The following is a 16955-nucleotide window of genomic DNA, read 5'->3' as shown; positions in this document are numbered from 1 at the left end:
ATGCCGTCCATGCACGACGTGCTCATCGTGGGAGGAGGCTCGGCGGGGGCCGTCCTCGCGAATCGGCTCAGCGAAGATCCGACCCGCTCGGTGCTGTTGCTCGAGGCAGGCCGGGCCTACGGCGTCGACGGCTATCCAGACGATCTGCGGGATGCGGCACACGTGCCGGCCAACCCCGAGCACGAGTGGGGCTTCACCGCCCGCGGCGGAGCGGCCTCACCGGAGATCTCGGCCGCGCGGGCAAAGGTGCTCGGCGGCTGCTCGGCGCACAACGCGACGGTGGCGATGCGGGCACGACCGGGCGACATCCTCGATTGGCAACGTCACGGACTCCCCGATTGGACGATCGAGGACGTCTACGCGACCTACAGAGCCATGGAGAACACGCCCGACGGCGACGACGCCGACCGCGGGCGCACGGGGCCGTTCCCGATCCGGCAGCAGCGCTACGGCGATCTGACCGCCTCGTTGCGCGGGTTCATCGACGCGACGGTCGCGGAGGGGTTCACCCGCGTCGAGGATCTCAATGGGCCGGATCCGCGCGGCGTCGGCGCGTCCCCGGTCAACGTCATCGACGGCGTGCGGCAGAACACGGGCCTGGTGTATCTCACCGAGGAGGTTCGCAACCGCCCCAACCTCACGCTCTCCGGCGACGTGCTCGTGGATCGCGTGCTTTTCGAGGGGCGCCGCGCGACCGGAGTCCTGACGGCAAGCGGCACCGAGATCCCGGCAGCCGAGGTGATCCTCTGCGGCGGCGCCTACGGGAGCCCGGCGATCCTGCTGCGGTCCGGCGTCGGTCCGGCGGCCGACCTGGCGCAGCTCGGCATCGAGGTCGTGGCCGATCTGTCCGTCGGCCAGCGTCTGCACGACCAGCCCTTCTACTACAACGCCTACGCCCTGAAGACGGGCGCGCTCGACATGCGGCCGGCGGTCGGCGCCCTGCTCTGGACGGCGTCCAGCGAAGCTCGCGGCGACGAGTTGGACCTCCACATCGCGGTGACGCACCTGATGCCGACCCAGTACAGCCCGACCGGAGGATCGATCGCGCTGAGCGTCGCCGTCGCCAAGCCCGACTCGCGCGGAACGCTCACCCTGCGCAGCCGCGACCCGCGCGAGCAGCCTGAGATCGACTGCAACTTCCTCGCCGAAGGCCGTGACGCGCGCCGGATGCTCGAAGGCGTGAAGCTCGCCCGCAGAATCGGTCGCAACCCGGCGCTCGCGCAGTTCCTCGAGCTCGAGATCCTGCCGGGCGACGCGGTCGGAGACGACCAGCTCGCCGACGCGATCGCGTCCAACCTCGCCTCCTACGGCCACCCCACGGCGACAGCGCCCATGGGCGGTGCCGATGACCCGTGGGCGGTGGTGGATTCCCGTGGCGCGGTGCGCGGGATCGATGCGCTCCGCGTGGTCGACGCATCGATCATCCCGGACGTTCCGTCGGTGGCGATCAACCCCACGACGATCATGATCGCCGAACGGATCGCGAAGGCCGCGTGATGGCCCGCGCGGGCGCGGTGCTCGGTGTCGTCGCCGTGGCCCAGTTCATGGTGGTGCTCGACGCGAGTGTCGTGAACGTCGCGCTGCCGAGCATCCAGCGCGACGTCGGCTTCTCCGAGCAGAACCTGTCGTGGGTGCTCAACGCCTACACGCTGATCTTCGGCGGGTTCCTGCTGCTCGGCGGGCGCGCCGCCGATCGACTCGGTCGCCGTCGCCTGTTCATGGCCGGCATCGCGCTGTTCGCGGGCGCGTCGCTCGTCTGCGGCGTGTCGCGGTCGGAGGCCACGCTGCTGATCGGCCGCGGCGCGCAGGGCCTCGGCGGCGCGCTCGTCTCCCCCGCGGCGCTGTCGATCATCCTCACGACGTTCGCGGAGGGCAGCGAGCGCAACCGGGCGCTCGCCGTGTGGGGTGCGATCGCCGGCGCCGGCGGCGCGGTCGGGCTCCTGCTCGGGGGAGCGATCGTCGAACTGCTCAGCTGGCGCTGGGTCTTCTTCGTCAACCTGCCGATCGGCGCGGCGGTCCTGCTGCTGGCGCCCCGGATCCTCGCCGAGAGCCGGGCCGAGCGCGTCCGGGGCGGCTACGACCTCGAGGGCGCGAGCGCCATCACGCTGGGCACGATGGCGCTGGTCTTCACGCTCATCAAGTCCAACGACTGGGGCTGGGGATCGACGCGGACGCTCGCCGGCCTTGCGATCGCCGCCGTGCTGCTGGTCGGGTTCGTGTGGATCGAGCGCCGGCACGAGAACCCCCTCGTCCCGCTGCGCATCTTCTCCAACCGCAGCCTCGCCGCCGCCGACGCGACGATGCTGCTCGTCGCCGCCGCGCTCTTCTGCGTGTTCTTCTTCTGCACGCTGTACCTGCAGCAGGTGCGCGGCTACAACGCGCTGAAGACCGGCGTCGCCTACCTGCCGCTCAGCCTCACGCTCATCGCCAGCTCCGCGCTCGCCTCGCAGGTCGTCGATCGCTTCACCCCGAAGCCGGTGCTCGTCCTCGGCCTGCTGATCGCCACGGTGGGCTTCGCGCTCTTCACCCGCCTGCAACCCGACGGGAGCTACGCCGGTCAGGTGCTCCCCGCGATGGTCGTCATGGCCGTCGGGCTCGGCATGGTCTTCGTGCCGGTCACGATCGCCGCGACGACCGGCGTCGCGGCCGAGGACTCCGGCCTCGCCTCGGGCTTGCTCAACACGACCCAGCAGGTCGGGGGGTCGCTGGGCCTGGCCGTCCTGTCGGCGATCTCGACGTCGCGGATCACGAGCGAGCTGGACGCCGGAGCGACGCCGGCCGCCGCGCTGACGCACGGCTTCACCGGAGCGTTCACCGTGGCCGCGATCCTGTGCGCCGCCGCCGCGCTGCTGGCCCTCGTCCTGCTCCCCGGGCGCCGTCAGGAGCACCGGGACGCGGCGACCGCCGCGATGGCCTTCGCGCGCTGTCCCGGCGCGCCCTACTGCGGCCACCTGGCGCGCCTCGTCGCGCGCTTCAAGCCAACCCACCCGAAGGAGATTCCTCAATGAGCATCGAGCAACGAGAGACCCTCGACGCGATTCTGCGGCAATCGGCGTTCCCCGCCGGCAGCGACGTCAACGAGCAGCGGCGGCTCCTCCGAGCGCTGCTCTCTTCGCAGCCGCTGCCGCCCGAGATCACCGTGACGGCAGGCACATTGGGCGGGGTTGCCACCGCCGAGATCACCGTCGACGGCATCGAAGGACGCCACGTCGTGCTGTACTTCCACGGCGGCGTGTACGTCATGGGAGACGCCTTCCTCGCCGCCGACCTGGCCTCGCAGGTCGCCCGGCGGGCGGACGCCACGGCGATCTCGGTCGACTACCGGCTCGCCCCTGAGCACCCCTATCCGGCGGCGGTCGACGACGCCCTCGCCGCCTACGAAACGCTGCTGCGCGACGGCGTCGCCCCCTCGGACATCGTGTTCGCGGGAGAGTCCGCCGGCGGCGGCCTCGCGATCGCGACGCTGATCAACGCCCGCGATCGCGGGCTGCCCTTGCCGGCGGCGGCCTTCGTCATGTCGCCGTATGTCGATCTCACGCTGGCCGGGACGACCATGGAGACCAGGCGCGACGCCGACCCGCTGCTCAGCCCCGAAGCCCTCCAGGCGCGGGTCCCCGACTACACGGCGGGACACGACGCCGCGCTCGGCCTCATCAGCCCCGTGTTCGCCGATCTGTCCGGCCTGCCGCCCCTGATCATCCAGGCCGGAACGCATGAGGTCCTGCTCGACGACGCCGTCCGCCTCGCGCAACGAGCCGTCGCCGCCGACGTCGAGGTCACGCTCGACATCACCCCCGGCGTGCCCCACGTCTTCCAGGCCTATCACGCGATCCTCGACGAAGGAGCCGCCGCGCTCGACCGAGCGGGGCGGCTCCTCTCGGCGCATCTCGCCGCCGCGGAAACCGTCACCGCGGAGTAATCAACCGCGACGCGGTGTCGCCGAGCACGGCCGCGCGCTCCTCGCCGGAGAGCTCGGCCGTGCGTCGCAGCATCCGCAGCCCGCCGATCGAGATCTCGTCGTGCGGATACGGGTAGTCGGTCCCGAACACGACGTTCTGCAGGCCGGTCACCCGATCGCAGCAGGCGGAGCACGGGGTCGCTGAACGCGGAGGCGGTGTCCCAGTACAGGCGTGTTGCCGTGTCGGCGAACGACCCGCGCTCGTCCGCCCCTGCGATGACGTCCATCGCGTCGACGATCCCGAAGCGCGACGCGAGGTACGGAACCGTCCCGCCGGCGTGGGAGAACACGTACTTGACGTCCGGCGTCCGCGCGAACGTGTTGCTGTAGTGCAGCTTGGCGATCGCCCGCGAGGTGTCGACCGGGTAGTCGAGCAGCGCGTCGGGCAGGCCGAGCGAGTGCGCGATCGGGTCAGGCGACGCGGTCGGATGGACGAACACCAGCGCGGCGCGCCGCTGCAACTCGGCGAAGATCGGATCGAAGCGGGTGTCTCCCAGATAGCTCCCGCCGGCGTTCGTCATCAACGACACCCCGTCGAGGTTGAGCACGTCGAGGGCGTACGCAAGCGCTTCGAGCGACCCTTCCACATCGGGGAGCGGCAGTGCCGCGAACCCACCGAACCGGTCCGAGCGATCGCGCCGGATCTCCGCGAGATATTCGTTGACGCGCCGCGCGAGCGTCCGCGCCGCCGCGTCGTCGCCGAAATGCACGCCCGGGGTGCTGATCGACGGTACGGCCACATCGATCTCTGCCGCGTCCAGATACGCGATCGCGCTGTCCAGGCTCCAGCGCGGGGGATTGATCCCGCCGGCGGCGTTGCCGTCCTCGTTGGACGCCTGCCAATAGAAGTCCGGGATGACGTGCTGGTGGAGATCGATCGTGCGGCTCATTCCTGCAACAGCCGGTCGGTGAGCACGATCTCCACGATCGCGGGAACGGTCTCGACGCGCGCCCAATCACGCTGCAGCTCGCAGGCGAGCGACACCCAGCTGATCGGCTGTCCCCCGGCCTGGGCGACCCGCTCCAGCCCGGCGCGGTGCGCCTCCACCGACGTCCCGCCGATCGCGTCCACCACCGGATAGACCTCGTAGCCCTCGCGCAGCGCGTCGAGCGCCGCGAACGCCATGCAGACCTCGGTCCACAGCGCGCAGAAGATCAGCTTCCGGCGCCCCGTCGCGCGGACCGCCCGCACGAACTCCGTGTCCTCCCACGAGTTCACGGTGGTGCGGTCGAGCGGCGGGTCGTCCGTCAAGAGCTCCGCGAGCTCGGGCAGCGTCGGGCCGACCTGACCCGAGGCGACGTTCACGGTCGAGTGGATGATCGGCACGCCGAACGCCTTGACCGCTCGCAGCGTGGAGACGGCGTTCTTCATCAGCAGCTCGTGCTCCATCGATCTGACCGCGGCGAGTTGTTCGCGCTGGTAGTCGATGAGGACGAACGCCGCGTTCTGCGGCGTGATCAGATGGTCTGCGAACGGGTCCCGAATCGCTTGGCTGGTCATCTGCGCAAAGCTCGTCGTTGATCTGGTGAGTCCGCATCACCTGATCCCGGCGGTTGGCTCAAGCGACTACGACATGCGGTGAGCGAGCTGCGTCCGCGACTTGACGTCGAGCTTGCGGAACACCTTGCGGAGGTGGTACTCGACGGTGCTCGGGCTGATGAACAGCTGAGCGGCGATCTCGCGGTTGGAGTGTCCCTGCCCGGCGAGGCGGGAGATCTGCGCCTCCTGCGGCGTGAGCTGGTCGATCGCGTCCGCCGTGCGCCTGCGCGCCCGCTCGCCGGTGGCCTCGAGCTCGATCCGCGCCCGCTCCGCGAACGCTGTCATCCCGAAGCCCGAGAAGCGGTCGTGTGCGCGGCGCAGCTCCGCACGCGCGTCCGTGCGCCGGCGTTCGCGCCGCAGCCACTCCCCGTAGAGCAGGTGGGCGCGGGCGAGGTCGACCGCGATCCGGGTTCGGGCCAGCCGATCGACGGCCTCCCGGTAGCGCTCCTCGGCCTGCCTGCCTTCGACGAGGAGTGCCTGCGAGCGTGCCGCGATCCCGAGCGCCCAGTCCGTACCGGTCGCTCGCGCGATCTCCGCGAGGCGGACCTGAGCGCCGGCGGCCAGTTCCGGGGTGCCGGCGCGAACCGAGGCCTCGACGAGCTCGGCCAGACCCCAGCTCGAGGTGTTCAAGTCGTGCGGATGCTGAGTGACCCGAAGCGCCGCGGCGCGCGCGTCTTCGTAGCGCCCGAGTCCGTTGTAGAGGACGGCCTCGGCCCAGTCGAGCGCGGAGAGCCCGATGCCTTCACCGCGTCGTGCCACATCGGTGCGGCTGCGATCGATCAGGTGCGTCGCCTCGGCGACGTTCCCCTGCAGGGCGAGAAGTCCGACCGCGCCGTACGGAGCGAGGTCGGTGCCGGTCGCTTCCGTGGCGGCCTCGATCTCCTGGACCAGCGCGGCCGCGGCCGTCAGCTCACCCGCGAAGAGGTGCACGTAGATGCGCTGGCTGAGCGCAAGCGGGAGCTCGGCGAGCGCGCCCGCCTCGCGGGCGATCTGGACATGGCGCTCCGAGAGCGCCAGCCATCGCTCGTCGTCCCAGAGATGCACGGCCGATACGGTTGCCAGCCACTTCCAACGCAGCTGCTCGGTCGCAGGCATATCCGCGACATCGAACGCATCCTGCGCGCGCCGCAGCGCCGGTGCGGCAGCGCTGTAGCTCTCACCGAAGATCGTCGCCAGCCCGTCGAGCAACAGGTCGGGACCGCGCGCCACGGCCGGTGCGGGCGCCGCGCGTGCCGCCTGCGCCACCTCCCGTGCGCTGCCGCCGGGCGAGGCGAGGCGCCCCGCGAACATCGCGGCGGACATCGCCTCGAGATAGATCTCGCGCGCGAGGGGCGGATCGAGCGGCTGCAGCCGGCGGGCGGCCCCGAGCAGCAGCGGCGGCGCGTCGCTGCCGTGCGACGAGACGAACGCGATACGAGCGCGCAGCAACTCGGCCTGCGCCTGCTCGAACTCGTCGAGTCCTCCCGCCTCGGCCCACGTGAGCAGCTCGAGCGCCTCGGCGAGCGCCCCGGAGCGGAACATCGCCTGTGCGGCGGCCAACTGACGTCGCGCCCGGCGCGCCTGGTCGGTGGTGAGTACGGCCGCGCGCTCGAGGAAGGCCGCGGCGGCGGCGAACCCGCCGCGCGCCTGCGCGCGCGCCGCTGACCGCTCGAGGTCGGTGGCGATCGTCTCGTCGGGCCTGGCCGCCGCCTGCGCGCGGTGCCACGCCCGGCGATCCGGATCGATCGCGGGATCGGTGGCGTCGGCGAGCGCGCGATGCATCTCACGCCGCTCCCCCAGCCCGGCCGCTCCGTAGACGGCCGACCGCACGAGCGAGTGACGGAACACCACATGCGGGGCGAAGGCGAGAAGGCCCTGCGCCTCGACCGTCTCCGCCGCCGCATCGGGAATCCCGAGGGACTCGGCTGCGCGCCAGACGAGCGCCGGGTCACCGACCGGGTCGGCCGCGGCCAGCAGCAACAGCCGCCGGGCATCGTGCGGAAGCTTCGCCAGCCGCCGCGCGAAGCTCTCCTCGATGCTCGCGGAGAGCGGCGCCGCGGCGGGCAGGCCGAACCCACCCGCGAGCTGCGCGGGCGTCAGCCCGCGCGGCAGCTCCAACAGGGCGAGCGGGTTGCCGCGCGTCTCGGACACGATCCGCTCGAGCACCCGTTCGTCAAGCGGCGCCGGCAGCTCGGACTCCAAGAGCGCTCGCGCATCGCGCCGCCCCAGGGGCTGGACGCTGAGCTCCGGCAGGCCCGCCGTCGCGTCGCCCAACTCGCGGGTCGCGAACACGAGCGCGATCCGCTCTGCCAGCAGGCGGCGGCCGAGGAACGCCAGCGAGCGCGCTGACGCACGATCGAGCCACTGCGCATCGTCGACCAGGCAGAGCAGCGGCTGCTCCTCCGCGGCCTCCGACAACACCCCGAGGACTGCCAGCCCGACGAGGAACGGATTCGGCGCGGTCCCGGAACGCAGTCCGAACGCCACGGCCAACGCGTCGCGTTGAGGAGGCGGGAGCCGCTCGGCGAGCTCGAGCAACGGCGCACAGAGCCGCTGCAGCGCCGCGAACGCGAACCCCATCTCGCCGTCGACTCCGACCGTTCTCGCGACGCGAAAGTCCGGCGCGGCCTCGACCGCGTACCGGAGCAACGCGGTCTTCCCGGCGCCCGGCTCGCCGTGCACGACCAACACGGCAGAATGGCCGCTGCGCACCTGGTCCAGAAGCCGCTCGAGCGCCTCGCGCTCGAGCTCGCGCCCGAACAACTGAGCTCCGGGCAGCCTCGTGACCATCCCGAGAGCATGACTCATGCCGACCGCGCGCCGTGGTCGCGGCGGTCGGCGCTACATCATCGCCCAGAGGTCGGCGGTGGGCGCGTTCGTGGTCGCCAGGTACAGGGCGGCGGCGGGAGCCGTGTCCTGGACCGCGGTGCCGGTCGAGTCGAAGACCACGATCTCGTCTTGGGTCCGGCGGCCGTCGCGCTGGCCGGCGATCACCTCGCCGATCTCGCCGCGGACGTCGGCGCGGGTCATCACGCCGGCCTCGAGGGCGTGGTGAAGCTCTCCGGCGTGGGCGCACTGGTGGGTGACGTCGCAGACGAGCGTCGCCGACGCGAGGAGGTCAGTCGAGAGCTCCTGCTTTTCCGGGGTGTCCGAGCCGACCGCGGCGATCGTCGTGCCGGGTCGCACGTCGCCGGGATGCAGGTATGGCTTCGTGGCCGCGGTCAGGCACACGATGAGGTCGGCGCGTCCGGCGGCGGCGCTGACGTCCTGCGCGATGTCGCTCCGGAGGTCCGGGAAGCGCTCGCGCAGTTCCGCCAGCGTCGCCCGGGCGCGCTCGAGGCTGCGGCCCCACAGGTGCACGGACTCGAGATCGCGGATCGCGGCGACGGCCTCGATGTGCGGGAGTGCCTGGGCGCCGGTTCCGCAGACGAGCAGCCGGCGGGCGTCGGGGCGGGCGAGTTGATCGAGGGCGACGGCGGTCCCCGCGGCGGTCCGCAGCTTGGTGATCAGCTCCGACTCCATCACGGCGAGCGGTTGCCCGTTGGCACCATCGAAGAGCTCGATCAGGCCGACGATGCTCGGCAGCTTGAGAGTGGTGGTCCGCTCGGGGAAGTAGGCCACGACCTTGACGGCCGCGAAGAGCCGGCCGTCGACGACGAGTCCGCTGCCCTTGATGTGGAACTCGCCGTCGGGGGCCGCGACATGACCGAGTGAGCTGTGCAGGGCGTCACCGGTCGCGGTCGCGGCGTAGGCGATCCTGGCCAGCTCCAGGCTGCGCGAGATGGACAGGTAGCGGGCGATGTCGCCGCGGGAGATCAGGGATACGGCAGGTTGTGGCACGTCATGCTCCTTCGAGCGCTCGGTCGAGGTCGTCGATCAGATCGGCGGCGTCCTCCAACCCACAGGCCAGGCGCACGAGTCCGGGCTGGACGCCTGCGGCGGACATCTGCTCCTCGGTCAGCATCGCGCCCCACATGGAGGCCGGGTGGACCACGAGGCTCTCCACGCTGCCCAGGCTGGCCGAGAGCTGGAAGAGCTCGAGGCGCTCGATCGTTCGCACTGCCGTCGCGCGGTCACCGCGGAGCTCGATGCTCAGGACGCCGCCGAACCCGGTCATCTGGCGAGCCGCGAGGGCGTGCGACGGGTGGCTTGGCAATCCCGGGTAGTGCACGACCTTGACCGCGGGATGCTTGCGAAGGTGTTCGGCGAGCGCGACGGCCGTGGCGTTGTGCCGGCCGACGCGGAGGTCGAGCGTGCGGATGCCGCGGGTGACGAGCCAGGCGTCGATCGGTCCGAGGACGGCGCCGACGTTCAGCGCCGTGTTCCAGATCGTCTCGATGAGCTCGGCCCGTCCCACCACCACGCCCGCCGACGCATCGGAATGCCCGGCCAGGTACTTCGTCGCGCTGTGCCAGACCAGGTCGATGCCGGCTTCGACCGGCCGCTGGTTGACCGGGGTCGCAAACGTGTTGTCGGCCACGGTGACGATGCCGCGCGCACGGGCGAGCTCGGCGACCGCGCGCAGATCGGTGATCTCCAGCCGCGGGTTGCTCGGCGACTCGATGAGCAACACGCGCGTCGCGGGCGTGATCGCCTCCGCCCACGCGCCCGTGTCGGCTTGATCGACGAGCGTGTACTCCACCCCGAAGCGCGGCAGGAGCTTCTGGACGAGGCTCAAGGTGCCGCCGTACATGCTGCGCTGCGCCACGATGTGCTGGCCGCTGCCCACCAGCGACAGCACGGTCGTCGTCAGCGCACCCATCCCTGACCCGAACACGAGACCGGCCTCGGCCCGCTCGAGTGTCGCGACCGCATCCGCCAGCTCGGCGTGGTTCGGGTTGCCGTGACGGGTGTAGAAGTCCGGCGTCGCGACCTCGACCGCGACGCGAGCCAGCGCGTCCGCCGACGCGGCGGCGAAGGCCGTGGACTGGAAGATCGGCGACGACACGGGCCGCGCCGGCGTTGCCGCCCGCCGCGTGTGGATCGCCGCCGTTGCGGCCCTGCGACGAGGATCAGCCATGCGCCAGATCCTGCACACGGGATCGCCAGTCCGCAATCATTCGGCAAGATGGTGTTCGAACTTGCACGATCATTGCGATTCCGATGATCTCGATGCAAGGACCAACACCGATGACCGACCTCGACGACGCCGATCGCGCGATCCTCGACCACCTGCGCCGCGATGGACGAGCGACGGTCTCTGAACTCGCGGTCACCACCGGCCTGTCGGCGTCGGCCTGCTCGCGCCGCCTCCGGCGCCTCGAAGACACTCGCGTCATCCGCGGCTACACGGCGATCATCGACCCCAAGGCCGAAGGCCGCGGCCTGACCGCCTTCGTCGCCGTGCGACTCGCCCGCCATCAGCGCGAACACATCCAGCGCTTCCAGGCCGGCGCCCGCGAGGTACCCGAGATCACCGAGTGCCACCACGTCACCGGCACGTTCGACTACCTCCTGCGCGTCGAGGTGTCAGACCTCCCCGCCTTCGAGCGCTTCCACGCCGACCAGCTCGCCGCGCTCCACAACGTCGCGCAGTTCGTCACCTACATCTCGATGACCGACTTCACCGACTCTTAGTCGCGGTGCACAAGCGCATCGACGAGCACCTCTCGAACACACGTCATCGGATACGCGTACTCGACCTCGCTGCGGGCGCTGTCGCCGCGTGGGTGTTCGCGGCGTGCCACGCGATCGCGAAAAAGCGAGCGTTGAAATAGACCATCACCTGTGGCGTGGAGGGGCAAGCGTTCGCTGCAGCTCGTCGATGACTTGGCCGCCGAAAAGGCGAAGACCCCGGGGGGCCGGGGTCTTCGCGTCGGCGGGGTCAGCGCCGGGATGTGGGCTCGCGATGGGAACGCGGGGCGGGCCCTGGTTGAGCGCCGGAGGAGGGCGTAGCGCCAACGTCCTCAATGATCGGCGAGCGGCGCGCTCCCGTCATCGGTCTCAAGGACAGTCTTCGGCGTACTCCCGGAGGAGTACGTCGCACGCGGTCTGCGATCGGACCGCGCTCGGCGGGCGCTGCGCCAGGCCAGCGTGGAGGCGCAGCAGGTGAGCAGGATCGCGCCGCCGAGGACGAGGTAGATGCCCCAGGCGGGATCGAGGAACGTGTAGTGGAAGCCGAGGACCGACAGCGTGTCGTTCGCGTTGATCTTCGACAGGGCCACGGCGGCGCCCGACGCGCCGACCACGCCGTCGGCGGCCGCGAGCAGGAGCTCGAGCGCCCCGCCGCGCCGGCGGTGGACGGCGAGCAGCGCGAGCGCGACGACGCCGACGGCGACCTCGCGCCAGCCGTGCATGCCCGTGCCGCTCACCTGAACCATGCCCCAGGCGGTCGTCCACGGGCCGACGGCGCCGATGATCACGCCGAGCGCGCTCGCCACCGCCAGCCAGAAGCACACGGGGTCGACCTTGACGGTCGCCGGCATCGTGATGGGCTGTGGCGCGTCGAGTTCGCGGTCGTCGAGCATCTGACCAAAGGGTCGTGTCGGGCGCGCCGCGACCCGCTGTCCTCACAGCCCGTTGCCGCTGGCCTTCGGGCCCCGACGCCGTCGTCACTCGCCGGGCGGCGGGGAACCGTTCACCCGCCGGACCACGAGCTCGGGACCGCCCGGCATACGGTCGAACCGGCGCACCTCGACCAGCTCGAGACCGAGGGCCTCGAGCTGGCGCAAAACGCCGTAGAGCGCGGATTGGTCGGGTAGCGCGCCGGCGAGCACGGTCTCACCCTCGGACGGTTCCGCGGCCAGTGAAGGGAACGCTTCAAGCAGCGTGGGGCCGAGCCGGCCGCGGACACGGATCTCGTAGTGAGGTCTGGTGAAAGGCTCGGACATCCTGGTCAACAGGATGATTGCCGGGCCGGTGAGTCGGCGTCACCGTTTTCGGATGAAATCGCGGAGCGGATCGCGAGCCGCCGGTCATGCCGCCGCGCGTGGCGGCACCGGAGCGGTTGTGCGCCCGGGTCTGTTCGCGGTGCTCGCGGGTGCCGGGCGCGTCACGCAGATCTCGGCCGGAGCGGGTAGCGGTAAGACGTTGCTGGTGCGCACGTGGATCGCCGAGGCGAACCTGTCCGACGACGCGGCCTGGGTCTCCGTGGGCCGCGATGAACACGACGCGGAGCGGTTCTGGCTCTCTGTGCTGGACGCGGTGCGGGCCACGCGCCCGGGATCAGCGCTCGTCGGCGCCTTGACCGCCGCCCCGGACCTCGATGTCTGGAACATCGTGGATGGGCTGCTGAAGGACCTGCGTCCGCTGGCCCAGCCGCTCTGGCTCGTGCTCGACGACGTGCAGGAGCTCGCGGGCCGCGACACGCTGGAGCAGCTCAGCCGGCTCGTGGCGGATGCGCCGCCTCCGATGCGGCTGATCCTGCTCACACGGGTCGACCTGCCGTTGGGCCTGCACCGCCTGCGCCTGCAGGGCGAGCTCACCGAACTCCGAGGTGCCGACCTGCGCTTCTCGCGCGAGGAGGCGCGCGCATTGATCGAGGCCACGGGGACGCGGTTGTCGGACGCGGCGCTGGACGCCCTGGTCGCGCGGACCGAGGGCTGGGCCGCGGGTCTGCGCCTGGCCGCGCTCTCGCTCGTCCACCACCCGGACCCGGAGCGCTTCGCCGCGGAGTTCTCGGGCAGCGAGCGCACGGTGGCCGAGTACCTGCTGGCGGAAGTGCTCGACCGCCAGCCGGCCGAGGTCACGCGGCTGCTGCTGCGCACGTCGATCCTGGAGCGCGTGAGCGGCCCGCTCGCCGACCGGCTGACGGGCGGGACCGGGGCGCAGCGCATTCTCACCGAGCTCGAGGACGAGCAGGCCTTCGTCGTGTCCCTGGACCCGCAGCGCACGTGGTTTCGCTACCACAACCTGTTCGCCGACCTGCTGGCGCTCGAGCTCCGGCGCCAGTCGGGAGACGAGCTGCAGGCGCTGCACGCGACCGCGAGCGAGTGGCTGGCGGCCAACGGCCACCCGGTCGAGGCCGTCCGCCACGCGCTGGCGGCGGAGGACTGGACCCAGGGCGCGCGGCTGCTCGCCGAAAGCTTCTACAGCCTGTACCTCGACGGCCGCGCCACCACCACGCGCGAGCTGCTCGCGCTGTTCCCGTCCGGTACGGCCACCGCCGACCCCGAGCTCGCGGCGGTGGCCGCGATCGACCAGCTCACCATGGGCTCGCTCGACGCCGCCGAACGCTACCTCACGCTCGCCGACCGCGGGGCGCCGTCGCTGCCCAGCGAGCGGCGCGAGCGACTGGAGGTCTATGTGGCCGCGATGCGGCTCTCGCTGGCGCGCAGGCGCATGGATCTCGACGGCGTCGCGGCGTTCGCCGAGCGTCTGCTCGTGCCGGCCGAGGGCGGCACCGCGCACGTCGCGCTGAGCGACGACCTGCGCACCCTCACGCTGCACGAGCTCGGCATCACCAACATCTGGACCGGGCAGCTCGAAGAGGCCGAGCGCCACCTGAACATGGCCGTCACCTTGGCGCGCCGGATCGACCGGCCGGTGTTCGAGCTCGGGGCCTTGGCCTACTCGGGCCTGGCCGCGGCCCTGCGCGGCACCGGCACTGCGGACGAGGCCGAGCTGCAGGCGTTCGCGCTCGCGCGCGCCAACGGTTGGGAGGACAAGCCGTTCGTCGGCGTGGTGTACACCGTCCTGGGCTCGAGCATGCTCTGGCAGGGACGCCTGGAGGAGGCGGACGTGTGGCTCAAACGCGGCGAGCAGGCCGTGCTGCCCGAGGTCGAACCGGCCGTCGCCGTGATGTTCCACGGCTCGCGCGGGTTGCTGGAGCTCGTCCGCGGCCGGGTCGACGAAGCGCTGAGCGAGTTCGCCGCCGCCGAGGCCGTCCACGCCCTGCTGCCGACGCACGTGCTGGCGGCGCGCGTGCGCGTGCACCGTTTGCTGGCCCAGATCCGGGCCGGCCACTGGGAAGCGGTCGAGCCAGCCCTGGACGGCAGCGCTGAGATGGCGATCGTCGCGGCCGCGCTGGCGCTCGCGCGCGACGATGCCGACACCGCCGCCGAGCTGCTCGCGGGAGTCGAGCCGTCCCGCACCGAAGCCCCGATGTCGGCCCTCCTGCTCAGCGCGCTCGCGGACGATGCCCGCGGCGACGCCGGCGCCGCGTCACGCGCGCTGGAGCGCGCGCTCGACCTGGGCGAGCGCAGCGGCCTGCTCCTGCCCTTCCTGCTGTTCCCGGCGCCGGACCTGCTCGAGCGCCATGCGCGTGCCCGGACGGCCCACGCGGCGCTGGTGGCAGAGCTCCTCGATCTGCTCGCCGGGCAGGCGGGGGCGGGCCGCCCGCGCGACGTGGAGCCGCTGCGGGACCCGCTGAGCGAGAGCGAGCTGCGCGTGCTGCGCTACCTGCCGACCAACCTGCACGCCACGGAGATCGCCTCCGAGCTGTTCGTCTCGGAGAACACGATTCGCACCCATATGCGCCACCTCTACGCCAAGCTCGGCGTGCATCGGCGCGCCGATGCCGTCCAGCGCGGCCGCGACCTCGGGCTGCTGGCGACGTCATCGCGCAGGCGCTGATCACGCAGATCACACGTTTCATGTGATGTGCGATCACCGTGCCTGACGCGACGCTACCCGACGTCATCCAGACGAATGAAAGGAATCCACAGATGCGCATCGAGTTCTTCTCGCGCTTGGCCCTGCTCGTGGTCGCCGCCGTCCTGGTCGTTGCCTCTCAGGTGTGGTCGGGCGACACGCTCCAATGGCTGTTCATCGCCGGCGGCCTCGTCATGGTGGTGCTCGCCGCGGCACCAGGCGTCGCGGGCACCTCACGCCAGCGTGCGCTCGGGGGCATCGTCGCGATCGTGGGAATCTGGAGCATCGTCCTCGCCGTCATCTTCACCGGTGACACGCTGATGTGGGTTTCGTTCGCGACCGCGGTGGGCGCCGGACTGCTCGCCATCGCCGGGCTCATCGATCACGAGATGTCCACTGAACGGGTCGTGCACGAGCTGCAGGTGACGACGCCCGTCACCGCACGCTCCAGCGCGTTCGCCTCCTAGTCACCGCCGGCACCCCGAAGGGAGTAGCCCCATGACCGCCACCGCCATGGCTGCGCAGCCCACAGAGGTACTCGACGAGCTGCGTCCGCGCCGCCAGCTGGTCCTGGTCGACGCCTCGCCGAACACGGAGATCACGCTCGCGGCGGCCATCGCCGAAGCCCGCCGCCACCACGCCACGATCACGCTTCTGGCCGTCGTGCCCGACATCGTCGGCGACGCGAGGCGCTGCGCCACGATCCAGCCCGGCGTCCCGTACCCGGCCCACCTGCAGGAGGCGGCCGACACCGACGCGCACCAGCGGCTGCACGACACCGTCCTGCGCATCCCGCCCGACATTCCGGTCGTCACCGCGATCCGCCACGGCAAGCCCGAGCCCGCGATCGTGGCGGAGCTCGCCGCGCGCGACTACGACGCCGTCGTGCTCGGCGCGCCCCTGCACTCGTGCAACTGAGGATCTGGCGATCGGACCAGGCGATGCCGGTCCGTAGGACGGCCTCCGCAAGCGAGCGGACGGTAGCCCTTAAGGCGATGCAGTCAAACGCCGGAAAGGCCATCCTGTCCGACCCGTTCAGCGACCACTTCGAGGTGGGAGTGAACGGCGGCACATTGCAAGTCGCGCGTGCGGGGCCGCCGCCGGAGGCGAGCGCCGCGGTCGTCCTCGCGGCGCACGGCGTAACCGCCTCGCTGATGACCTGGCGCTCGCTGGCACGCGTGCTCGGAGACGACGTGTGCCTGCTCGCCCCAGACCTGCGCGGCCGCGGCCATAGCGCCGAGCTCCCCGGCCCCTACGGCATCGCCGCGCACGTGACCGATCTGCTCGGGGTGCTCGACGCCACCGGCGTCTCCTCCGCCGTGCTGGTGGGGCATTCAATGGGCGCGTACGTCCTCGCGCGCCTTGCCGCCGAGCACCCCGAGCGCGCCCGGGCCCTTGTCGCACTCGACGCCGGCCTGCCGCTTCCCCCGGTGACGGATCTCGAGGACACGCTCGAAGCAGCCGTTGCCAACGTGATCATGCGCCTGTCGATCACGTTCCCGTCTGCCGCGCGATACCTCGAGGGCTGGCGCGCGCATCCGGCGTTCGCGGACGCATGGGATGAGGACATCGAGGCGTACGCCCGCTACGACCTCGCCCTCAACGGGAGCGTGGCGCGGTGCGTCTGCAACCCCGCGGCCGTCCGCGCAGACACCGAGGAACTGGTCAGCGACCCCGTGACGCGGACGGCGCTGGAGCGCGTGCAGTGCCCGGTCTACCTCCTCCGGGCCGAGCGAGGATTGTTCAATGAACCCGACGCCGCGCTGATCACCGCTGCCGACCTGCGCGCCTTCGCGGCTGCGCACCCCTCGGTGCAGATCGAGGCCGTGCCAGGGGTGAACCACTACACGCTGGTCATGGGCGCCGGGCCAGGCCCTCGGCGCGTCGCGACGGCGATCGAAGCCGCCACCGGCACGATCCGCCGCATGGCCGGGTAGCGCACACCGA

General features: G+C 71.6%; 15 protein-coding genes and 1 pseudogene. 8 read left to right on the top strand and 8 right to left on the bottom strand.

Annotated features, from left to right (window positions below):
• Nucleotides 1-9 precede the first annotated feature (9 nt).
• Genes OM076_RS29000 through OM076_RS28990 form a run of 3 tightly spaced genes read left to right on the top strand, consistent with a single transcriptional unit; the run spans nt 10 to nt 3919 of the window.
• Nucleotides 10-1497, top strand: a complete 1488-nt coding sequence (locus OM076_RS29000) for a GMC family oxidoreductase (protein WP_270043617.1) — start codon at nt 10-12, stop codon at nt 1495-1497.
• Entirely contained in the window at nt 1497-3008 is a 1512-nt protein-coding gene (locus OM076_RS28995) for an MFS transporter (protein WP_270043616.1), read from the top strand. Before OM076_RS29000 ends, OM076_RS28995 begins: the two co-directional genes overlap by 1 nt.
• Nucleotides 3005-3919 carry an alpha/beta hydrolase gene (locus OM076_RS28990; protein ID WP_270043615.1) on the top strand — a complete coding sequence of 305 codons (915 nt, stop codon included), beginning with the start codon at nt 3005-3007 and terminating at the stop codon, nt 3917-3919. The genes OM076_RS28995 and OM076_RS28990 overlap by 4 nt, the downstream gene beginning before the upstream one ends.
• Here OM076_RS28990 and OM076_RS46965 read toward each other — a convergent pair.
• The 6 genes and pseudogenes from OM076_RS46965 to OM076_RS28965 all read right to left on the bottom strand — a co-directional run bounded on the left by OM076_RS46965 (nt 3906) and on the right by OM076_RS28965 (nt 10497).
• Complete coding sequence (locus OM076_RS46965; RefSeq protein ID WP_372518090.1) at nt 3906-4070, bottom strand: amidohydrolase family protein; 165 nt, start codon at nt 4068-4070, stop codon at nt 3906-3908. The two genes, OM076_RS28990 and OM076_RS46965, sit on opposite strands and share 14 nt — an antisense overlap.
• A 163-nt stretch (nt 4071-4233) precedes the next feature.
• Nucleotides 4234-4848, bottom strand: a pseudogene (locus OM076_RS46960) (amidohydrolase family protein); the annotation flags it as partial.
• Nucleotides 4845-5459: a hydrolase gene (locus OM076_RS28980; protein WP_270043613.1), complete on the bottom strand. Its 615-nt coding sequence runs from the start codon at nt 5457-5459 to the stop codon at nt 4845-4847. The gene OM076_RS28980 and the pseudogene OM076_RS46960, both read right to left, overlap by 4 nt.
• A 66-nt stretch (nt 5460-5525) precedes the next feature.
• On the bottom strand, nt 5526-8267 hold the full coding sequence (locus OM076_RS28975) for a helix-turn-helix transcriptional regulator (RefSeq protein ID WP_270043612.1): 2742 nt from the start codon (nt 8265-8267) through the stop codon (nt 5526-5528).
• Between the two features lie 51 nt (nt 8268-8318).
• Nucleotides 8319-9317: an ornithine cyclodeaminase family protein gene (locus tag OM076_RS28970; protein WP_270043611.1), complete on the bottom strand. Its 999-nt coding sequence runs from the start codon at nt 9315-9317 to the stop codon at nt 8319-8321.
• A gap of 1 nt (nt 9318) precedes the next feature.
• Nucleotides 9319-10497: a trans-sulfuration enzyme family protein gene (locus OM076_RS28965; protein ID WP_270043610.1), complete on the bottom strand. Its 1179-nt coding sequence runs from the start codon at nt 10495-10497 to the stop codon at nt 9319-9321.
• A 110-nt stretch (nt 10498-10607) separates the two neighbouring features.
• Here OM076_RS28965 and OM076_RS28960 point away from each other — a divergent pair, with 110 nt between their 5' ends.
• Nucleotides 10608-11054, top strand: a complete 447-nt coding sequence (locus OM076_RS28960; RefSeq protein ID WP_270043609.1) for an Lrp/AsnC family transcriptional regulator — start codon at nt 10608-10610, stop codon at nt 11052-11054.
• Nucleotides 11055-11383: 329 nt separating this feature from the next.
• Here the strand turns inward: OM076_RS28960 and OM076_RS28955 are convergent, their stop codons facing one another.
• Both OM076_RS28955 and OM076_RS28950 read right to left on the bottom strand, forming a co-directional pair.
• Nucleotides 11384-11944, bottom strand: coding sequence for a hypothetical protein (locus OM076_RS28955; protein WP_270043608.1), 561 nt, complete (start codon nt 11942-11944; stop codon nt 11384-11386).
• Between the two features lie 84 nt (nt 11945-12028).
• Nucleotides 12029-12307, bottom strand: a complete 279-nt coding sequence (locus OM076_RS28950; protein ID WP_270043607.1) for a DUF8691 family protein — start codon at nt 12305-12307, stop codon at nt 12029-12031.
• Nucleotides 12308-12359: 52 nt separating this feature from the next.
• On the opposite strand from OM076_RS28950, the gene OM076_RS28945 reads away from it, so the two are divergent.
• The 4 genes from OM076_RS28945 to OM076_RS28930 all read left to right on the top strand — a co-directional run bounded on the left by OM076_RS28945 (nt 12360) and on the right by OM076_RS28930 (nt 16945).
• Nucleotides 12360-14990, top strand: a complete 2631-nt coding sequence (locus OM076_RS28945; RefSeq protein WP_270043606.1) for a winged helix-turn-helix domain-containing protein — start codon at nt 12360-12362, stop codon at nt 14988-14990.
• A 92-nt stretch (nt 14991-15082) separates the two neighbouring features.
• Nucleotides 15083-15475 (top strand): hypothetical protein, encoded by a 393-nt coding sequence (locus OM076_RS28940; RefSeq protein ID WP_270043605.1) that lies wholly within the window; start codon nt 15083-15085, stop codon nt 15473-15475.
• Between the two features lie 31 nt (nt 15476-15506).
• Entirely contained in the window at nt 15507-15926 is a 420-nt protein-coding gene (locus tag OM076_RS28935; protein WP_270043604.1) for a universal stress protein, read from the top strand.
• A 77-nt stretch (nt 15927-16003) separates the two neighbouring features.
• Nucleotides 16004-16945, top strand: coding sequence for an alpha/beta fold hydrolase (locus tag OM076_RS28930; RefSeq protein ID WP_270043603.1), 942 nt, complete (start codon nt 16004-16006; stop codon nt 16943-16945).
• Nucleotides 16946-16955 lie beyond the last annotated feature (10 nt).

The organism is Solirubrobacter ginsenosidimutans (genome assembly GCF_027587205.1).
This window is presented reverse-complemented; position numbering and strand designations above follow the sequence as displayed.